Source organism: Rhodococcus sp. P14, assembly GCF_000256505.1.
Classification (GTDB): Bacteria; Actinomycetota; Actinomycetes; order Mycobacteriales; family Mycobacteriaceae; genus Rhodococcus; species Rhodococcus ruber.
This window is the reverse complement of record NZ_AJFC01000270.1, coordinates 1-6,359: the sequence shown is the minus strand read 5'-3', so window position 1 is coordinate 6,359 and position 6,359 is coordinate 1. Positions and strand designations below refer to the sequence as shown.

The 6,359-nt window shown below is 72.4% G+C and carries 6 protein-coding genes and 1 pseudogene; all 7 read right to left on the bottom strand.

From position 1 onward, the window contains the following. Positions 1-597 (bottom strand): annotated as a pseudogene (locus tag OEY_RS0118885) (N-acetyl-gamma-glutamyl-phosphate reductase); the annotation flags it as partial. A 61-nt stretch (positions 598-658) separates the two neighbouring features. Continuing rightward, on the bottom strand, positions 659-1,045 hold the full coding sequence (locus OEY_RS0118880; RefSeq protein ID WP_010595375.1) for a PspA/IM30 family protein: 387 nt from the start codon (positions 1,043-1,045) through the stop codon (positions 659-661). 28 nt (positions 1,046-1,073) lie between these two features. Continuing rightward, positions 1,074-3,560 carry a phenylalanine--tRNA ligase subunit beta gene (gene pheT, locus OEY_RS0118875; RefSeq protein WP_010595374.1) on the bottom strand — a complete coding sequence of 829 codons (2,487 nt, stop codon included), beginning with the start codon at positions 3,558-3,560 and terminating at the stop codon, positions 1,074-1,076. 54 nt (positions 3,561-3,614) lie between these two features. Next, entirely contained in the window at positions 3,615-4,685 is a 1,071-nt protein-coding gene (pheS, locus tag OEY_RS0118870) for a phenylalanine--tRNA ligase subunit alpha (protein ID WP_010595373.1), read from the bottom strand. Between the two features lie 108 nt (positions 4,686-4,793). Then, positions 4,794-5,606 (bottom strand): TrmH family RNA methyltransferase, encoded by an 813-nt coding sequence (locus OEY_RS0118865; protein WP_010595372.1) that lies wholly within the window; start codon positions 5,604-5,606, stop codon positions 4,794-4,796. A gap of 49 nt (positions 5,607-5,655) precedes the next feature. Next, on the bottom strand, positions 5,656-6,042 hold the full coding sequence (gene rplT / locus OEY_RS0118860) for a 50S ribosomal protein L20 (protein ID WP_003937964.1): 387 nt from the start codon (positions 6,040-6,042) through the stop codon (positions 5,656-5,658). Between the two features lie 64 nt (positions 6,043-6,106). Continuing rightward, complete coding sequence (gene rpmI, locus OEY_RS0118855; protein ID WP_010595371.1) at positions 6,107-6,301, bottom strand: 50S ribosomal protein L35; 195 nt, start codon at positions 6,299-6,301, stop codon at positions 6,107-6,109. Positions 6,302-6,359 lie beyond the last annotated feature (58 nt).

Sequence of the window (6,359 nt, the reverse complement as noted above, 5' to 3'; positions counted from 1 at the left end):
GGACCTGCCGGCGCCGGAGGTACCGGATACGGCGACGACGTGGACTGTCGGCTCGACGATGCCGGCCGCGACGGCGGGGGCCAGGGCCAGGGTGGCCGAGGTGGGATAGCAGCCGGGGACCGCGATCCGGGTGGCGCCGATCAGGTGCTCGCGCTTGCCGGGTAGTTCTGGCATCCCGTACGGCCAGGTCCCCGCATGTTCCCCGCCGTACCAGCGCTCCCAGTCGGCGGACTCGGACAGGCGGAAGTCGGCGCCGCAGTCGATGACGACGGTGGTGTCGGGCAGCTGTTCGGCGATGACGGCGGAGTGGCCGTGCGGCAGGCCGAGGAACACGACGTCGTGGCCGCTCAGGGTCTCGGAGTCGGTGGCGTCGAGGACGCGGTCGGCAAGCGGGAGCAGGTGGGGATGGAATTCGCGGAGCCTCGCGCCGGCGTTGCCACCGGCGGTGAGTGCACCGACGACGAGCCGGCCGTCCTGGTAGGCGGGATGCCCGAGGAGCAGACGCAGGATCTCGCCCCCCGCGTACCCGCTCGCCCCTGCGACGGCGACCCGAATCGGTGACTGTGCGGTCGCCGTGAATTCCGGTGAGTTACCCATGCGATTGATTATGCACCATCATGCAACTTCATTCATGCGGGTGGGTCGGACCGAGCCCGGTTCACCCCTCGGCCAGCGAGCGACGGATCTCGCGCAGCCTGTCGGCGGCGGCCTGTCGGCGCTCGTCGAACTGCTCCTCGAGCGTGCGTCCCGCTGCGCTCTCGCGGGCGAGTTCCTCCGCACCGGTCGCGGTGCCCGCGCGGCGCTCGATCTTCTCCCGCACCGCGTCGAACGTGGGTACCCCGGCCGAGGTGTAGCCGGGGTCCTTCCCCTCGGCGGGTGTCACGTCCGGCCCGACCGGGGACGGCGGAACATCCGGCACCGACGGGGAACCCGGTTCCGCCGGGGTCACATCCGGCACCGACGGCGAACCCGGTTCCGCCGGGGTCACGTCCGGCACGGGCGCGTCCGGGGCATCGGGGGCGGGTGAGGACGGATCGGTGGTCATGCTCCCAGGCTACGTCCGCGGCGGTGGCTCAGTGCCGCAGTTCGGCGCCGACCGCCGTGCCGGCCGCGGCCACAGCGGCGTCCCGGGCCGCGCTGGCCTCGTCCTCCGTGAGGGTGCGGTCTGCCGCGCGGAAGCGCAGAGCGAAGGCGAGCGACTTACGCCCCTCCCCCACCTGCGCCCCCTCGAACACGTCGAACAGGCGGATGTCTTCGAGCAGTTCGCCGCCGCCCGCGCGCAGCGCCTCCTCGACGTCGGCGGCCGGGATCTCCTCGGCCACGACGACGGCGACGTCCTGCAGCACAGCGGGGAACGGGGAGATCTTCGGCGCCGGCAGCGACTCCACCATCGGCAGCGCGTCGAGGTCGAGTTCGAAGGCGCACGTGCGGGCGGGCAGCCCGGCCCGCTCGAGCACTGCCGGATGCAACTCACCGGCGTGACCGACGACGACACCGTCGACCAGCAGTTCGGCGCAGCGGCCCGGATGCCACGGCAGGTACTGCGCGGCGCGGCGCTGCAGCCGGACACCCGCGGCGGCCGCGACGGTCTCGGCCGCGGCGAACGCGTCGGTCGCGTCCGCGGGCCGGCCCGGCCCCCACGGCCCGGCGGGTTCCCGCAGGCCGCACAGCACCGCCCCGACGTGGACGGGCTGCGCAGGCAGCGAGCCCTCGAGCAGCGCGATCTCCTCGTCCGTGGGGCGCCGGTCCACCGGCAGGGGCGGCACCGGCCGGGTGCCGGGGCCGGGCAGGACGACCTGCGCGATCGCATAGAGCGCCAGGTCGCGCTGACCTCGGGACACGTTGCGGGCGAGCACCTCGAGCAGGCCGGGCAGCAGCGTCGTCGCCAGCTCGGGACGATCGGCCTCGAGCGGGTTGAGGACCGTCGTGGTGGTGCGGCGGGGGTCATCGGCGGCGAGACCCCACGTGTCGAATACGTGCGCCGGCAGGAAGACGGGGGCGAGCACCTCGACGTGACCGTCGGCGGCCAGGGCGCGGCCCACGGCGCGGCGTCGTTTCTGGCTCGGGGTCAGTCCGCGGCCCGCCGGGGCGGCCGGGAGCACGGACGGGATCTGTTCGAGCCCCTCGAGCCGGAGCACCTCCTCCACGAGGTCGGCGGGCTGACGCAGGTCGGGACGCCAGGTCGGCGGCGTGACCACGAGCTGGCCGTGTCCGTCCGGGCCGACACCGACCTCGACGCCGCACCCGATCTGGGTGAGCCGGCGCGCGGCGGTGCCGGTCGGGTAGGCGACCCCGGCGGTGCGGTCGGGCAGGTCGATGTCCATGCGGATCGAGACCGGCTCGACGGGGACGGACAGGTCGGTCAGGACCGGCTCGACGCGGCCACCGGCGATCTCCACGAGCAGCGCCGCGGCCCGGTCCAGGGCCGGCAGCGCCACTTCGGGGTCGACGTTGCGCTCGAAACGCTTGCCCGCCTCGCTCACCAGCTTGTGGCGCCGGGCGCTGCGGAACACGGCCAGCGGATCCCAGGTGGCGGCCTCGAGCAGGACCTCGGTGGTCGTGCCGCTCACCTCGGTCGCGGCGCCGCCCATGATGCCGGCGAGGGAGATCACCCCGGAGTCGTCGGTGATGACGACGTCCTCGGGATCAAGGGTGCGTTCGACGCCGTCGAGTGTCGTCAGCTTCTCCCCCGCCTTCGCACGCCGGACGACGAGCTCACCGCGGAGGGTGGCGGCGTCGAAGGCGTGCAGCGGCTGGCCGAGCTCGAGCAGCACGTAGTTGGTGACGTCGACCGCCGGGGAGATCGGGCGGATGCCGGACAGCAGCAGCCGCCGTTGCAGCCACCACGGGGACACGGCATGGGGGTCGATGCCGGTGACCTTGCGGGCAGCGAAGCGGGTGGCGCCGGTTTCGCGTTCGAGCCGGATGGGGTACGCCGGGCCGTCGGCGGGGTGGGGTGCGACGTGCGCGGGATCGGCGAACTCGAGGTCGAAGCCGCACGCGAGTTCGCGGGTCAGGCCGCGCAACGAGAAGCAGTAGCCGCGGTCGGGCGTGATGTTCAGCTCGATGACGGTGTCGCCGAGGCCGAGGAGGTCGTTGGCGTCGGTGCCCGGCTCGGCGGTGCCCTCCTCGAGCACGAGGATGCCCGAGTGGTCCTTGCCGACCCCGAGCTCGGCGACGGAGCAGATCATCCCGTCGGAGACCTGGCCGTAGGTCTTACGGGAGGCGATGGCGAAGCCGCCGGGCAGCACCGCGCCGGGCAGTGCGACGACCACCAGGTCACCCTCGGCGAAGTTGCGGGCGCCGCACACGATGCCGCGCGGGGCGTCCTCGCCGACGTCGACCTGGCAGAATCGGATGGGCTTCTTGAATTCGGTGAGCTCGGTGATCTCGAGGACGCGGCCGACGACGAGGGGGCCGTCGATGCGCGCGAGGGTGTCGACCTCCTCCACCTCGAGTCCGACCCGGACGAATCCCGCGTCGAGTTCCTCGGCAGTGACGTCCCACTCGGGGGTGGCGCGCTGCAGGATCTCGGTCAGCCAGGACTGCGCTACTCGCACTTTTCGCTCAGCTCTTTCGGTCGGTTCGGTAGTCGGATCTCGGGTCGGGCGGTGTCAGCCCTGCACCCCGAAGGGGAGGGTGAAGCGGATGTCGCCCTCGACGATGTCGCGCATGTCGGAGATGCCGTTGCGGAACTGCAGGGTGCGCTCGAGGCCCATGCCGAACGCGAAGCCGGTGTACTCGTCCGGGTCGATGCCGCTCGCGCGCAGCACGTTGGGGTTGACCATGCCGCAGCCGCCCCATTCGACCCAGCCGGCGCCGCCCTTCTTCTTGGGGAACCACACGTCCACCTCGGCGGACGGCTCGGTGAACGGGAAGTAGTTCGGGCGCATCCGGGTGCGGGTCTCGGGTCCGAACAGGGCGCGGGCGAACGCGTCGAGGGTGCCGCGCAGGTGGGCCATGGTCAGGCCCTTGTCCACGGCGAGGCCTTCGATCTGGGAGAACACCGGGGTGTGCGTGGCGTCGAGCTCGTCGGTGCGGAAGGTGCGGCCGGGGCACACCACGTAGATGGGGATGTCCCGGTGCAGCATGGTGCGCACCTGCACCGGCGAGGTGTGGGTGCGCAGCACCTGCCGTGAGCCCTCCGGCGCGATGTGGAAGGTGTCCTGCATCGTGCGGGCGGGATGGTCGGGCAGGAAGTTCAGCGCGTCGAAGTTGAAGTGCTCGGTTTCGACCTCGGGGCCCTCGGCGATCTCCCAGCCCATGCCGACGAACACGTCCGCGATCTGGTCGGAGATGATCGTGATGGGATGCCGCGCACCGGCGGGGCGGCGGCCGGCGGGGAGGGTGACGTCGATGGCCTCGGCGACGAGGACCGCGGCGTCGCGCTCGGCGAGGAGCACGGCGCGGCGCTCGTCGTACGCCGCGGTGACAGCGCCGCGAGCGGCGTTGACCCGCTTGCCGGCGTCGGCGCGCTGGTTGCCGGGCAGGCTACCCAGGGCGCGTTTGGCGAGGGAGACGGGAGCCTTGTCGCCGAGGTGGTCGATCCTGGCCTGCGCGAGTGCGTCGAGGTCGGTGGCGGCGGCGAACGCCTTCAGTGCGGCCTGGGTGGACGCGGCGAGCGACTCCTCGCTCAGGGCGCTCGGATCGACTGCCGGCGGGGTGCCGCCCTCATTCTTGGCCACGACCGGTGCATCTCCTTCTTCGGGCGAACAGTGGGTGTGGTGCCACGTTCGGCGTCGAGCGGATCGCGCCAGCGCAGCACCCGAATCCTAGGTGATGGCCGGGTCCCGTCAGGGCACGGCCCTGTCGGCGCGATGCTGCACGCGCGCGCTCGCGTACAGGCAGATCGAGGCCGCGGTGGCAAGGTTCAACGATTCGGCGCGGCCGCGGATGGGAATGCGCACCCGATGGTCCGCCCGTGCCGCGACCGCCGGGTCGAGACCGTGCGCTTCGTTGCCGAACAGCCAGGCGGTGGGGGCGGCGAGCAGCTCGTCGGCGTCGTCGAGATCGACCTCGCCGTCGGCGGCGGTGGCGAGCACCTGCAGTCCGGCGGCGGCGAGTGCGTCGAGAACCGTACCGGTGTCGCGTTCCCGGGCGAGCGGGAGATGGAACACGCTGCCCGCGGAGGCCCGGACGCATTTGCCGTTGTGGGGATCGACGCTGTCGCCGGCGAGGACCACCGCGTCGGCGCCGACCGCGTCGGCCACGCGGATGACGGTGCCGGCGTTGCCGGGCTCGGCGATCCCGACGGGCACGGCGAGCAGCCGGGGCGACGGTGTCAGGGCCCGCGCGAGCGGCACGTCGAGCAGATCGCACACGGCGACGATGCCCGGCGGGGTGACGGTGTCCGAGAGCCGGGTGGCGGCCCGCTCGGTGACGGTGCAGACCCGCACGCCCCGGCGGTGGGCGGCGTCGAGCAGACCGTGGTAGCGGGCGGCGGCGGCCTCGGTGACGAACACCTCGTGCACGACGGCCGTGGCGAGGGCCTCGCCGACGGAGTTCTCGCCCTCGGCGAGGAAGCGGCCGGCCTTGCGGCGGTCGGCGGTGCGCAGCAGTTTGACAGCAGAAACGACCCGCGGGGTGCGCTCGGTGAGCGGGTCCACGGGTCGTTCCTGTGCCGGTGTGTCGTTCAGCGTCGTCTCGGCGCTGCGCTCAGGCGGCGTCGGCCGGCGCGTTGACGTCGGCGGGCAGCGCGGCCTTGGCCACGGCGACCAGGCCGGCGAACGCCTCGGCGTCGGAGACGGCGAGCTCGGCGAGGATCTTGCGGTCCACCTCGACGCCCGCGGCCTTCAGGCCCTGGATGAAGCGGTTGTAGGTGATGTCGTTGGCGCGGGCAGCGGCGTTGATGCGGCTGATCCACAGCTTGCGGAAGTCACCCTTGCGCGCGCGACGGTCGCGGTAGGCGTAGGTCAGCGAGTGGAGCTGCTGCTCCTTGGCCTTGCGGTACAGACGCGAGCGCTGCCCGCGGTAGCCCTTGGAAGCCTCGAGGATCGAACGGCGCTTCTTCTGGGCGTTGACGGCCCTCTTCACGCGTGCCACTGATATGTCCTGTCAATCTCGGGGGGCAGTCGATCGCCCCCGGGGGTCGGTCGGGGAAGGAAGCTCAGATGCCGAGCATGCGCTTGACGCGCGGGACGTCGACGTCGGCGACGGTGGCCTTGCCATCGAGGCGACGCGTCACCCGGGAGGACTTGTGCTCGAGCAGGTGGCGGCGGCCGGCCTTCTGGCGCAGGATCTTTCCGCTGCCGGACACCTTGAATCGCTTCGCGGTGCCGCTGTGGGTCTTCGACTTGGGCATGGAGTCCTCAGTTCGTCGGGGATTTACTCGTGTTCGTCCGGCACGCGCGCAGCGGCCG

Bases quoted from the DNA above. Each gene is read 5' to 3' on its own strand.
- rpmI (WP_010595371.1), bottom strand. From the start codon at position 6,301: ATGCCCAAGTCGAAGACCCACAGCGGCACCGCGAAGCGATTCAAGGTG.
- OEY_RS0118880 (WP_010595375.1), bottom strand. From the start codon at position 1,045: ATGACCACCGATCCGTCCTCACCCGCCCCCGATGCCCCGGACGCGCCC.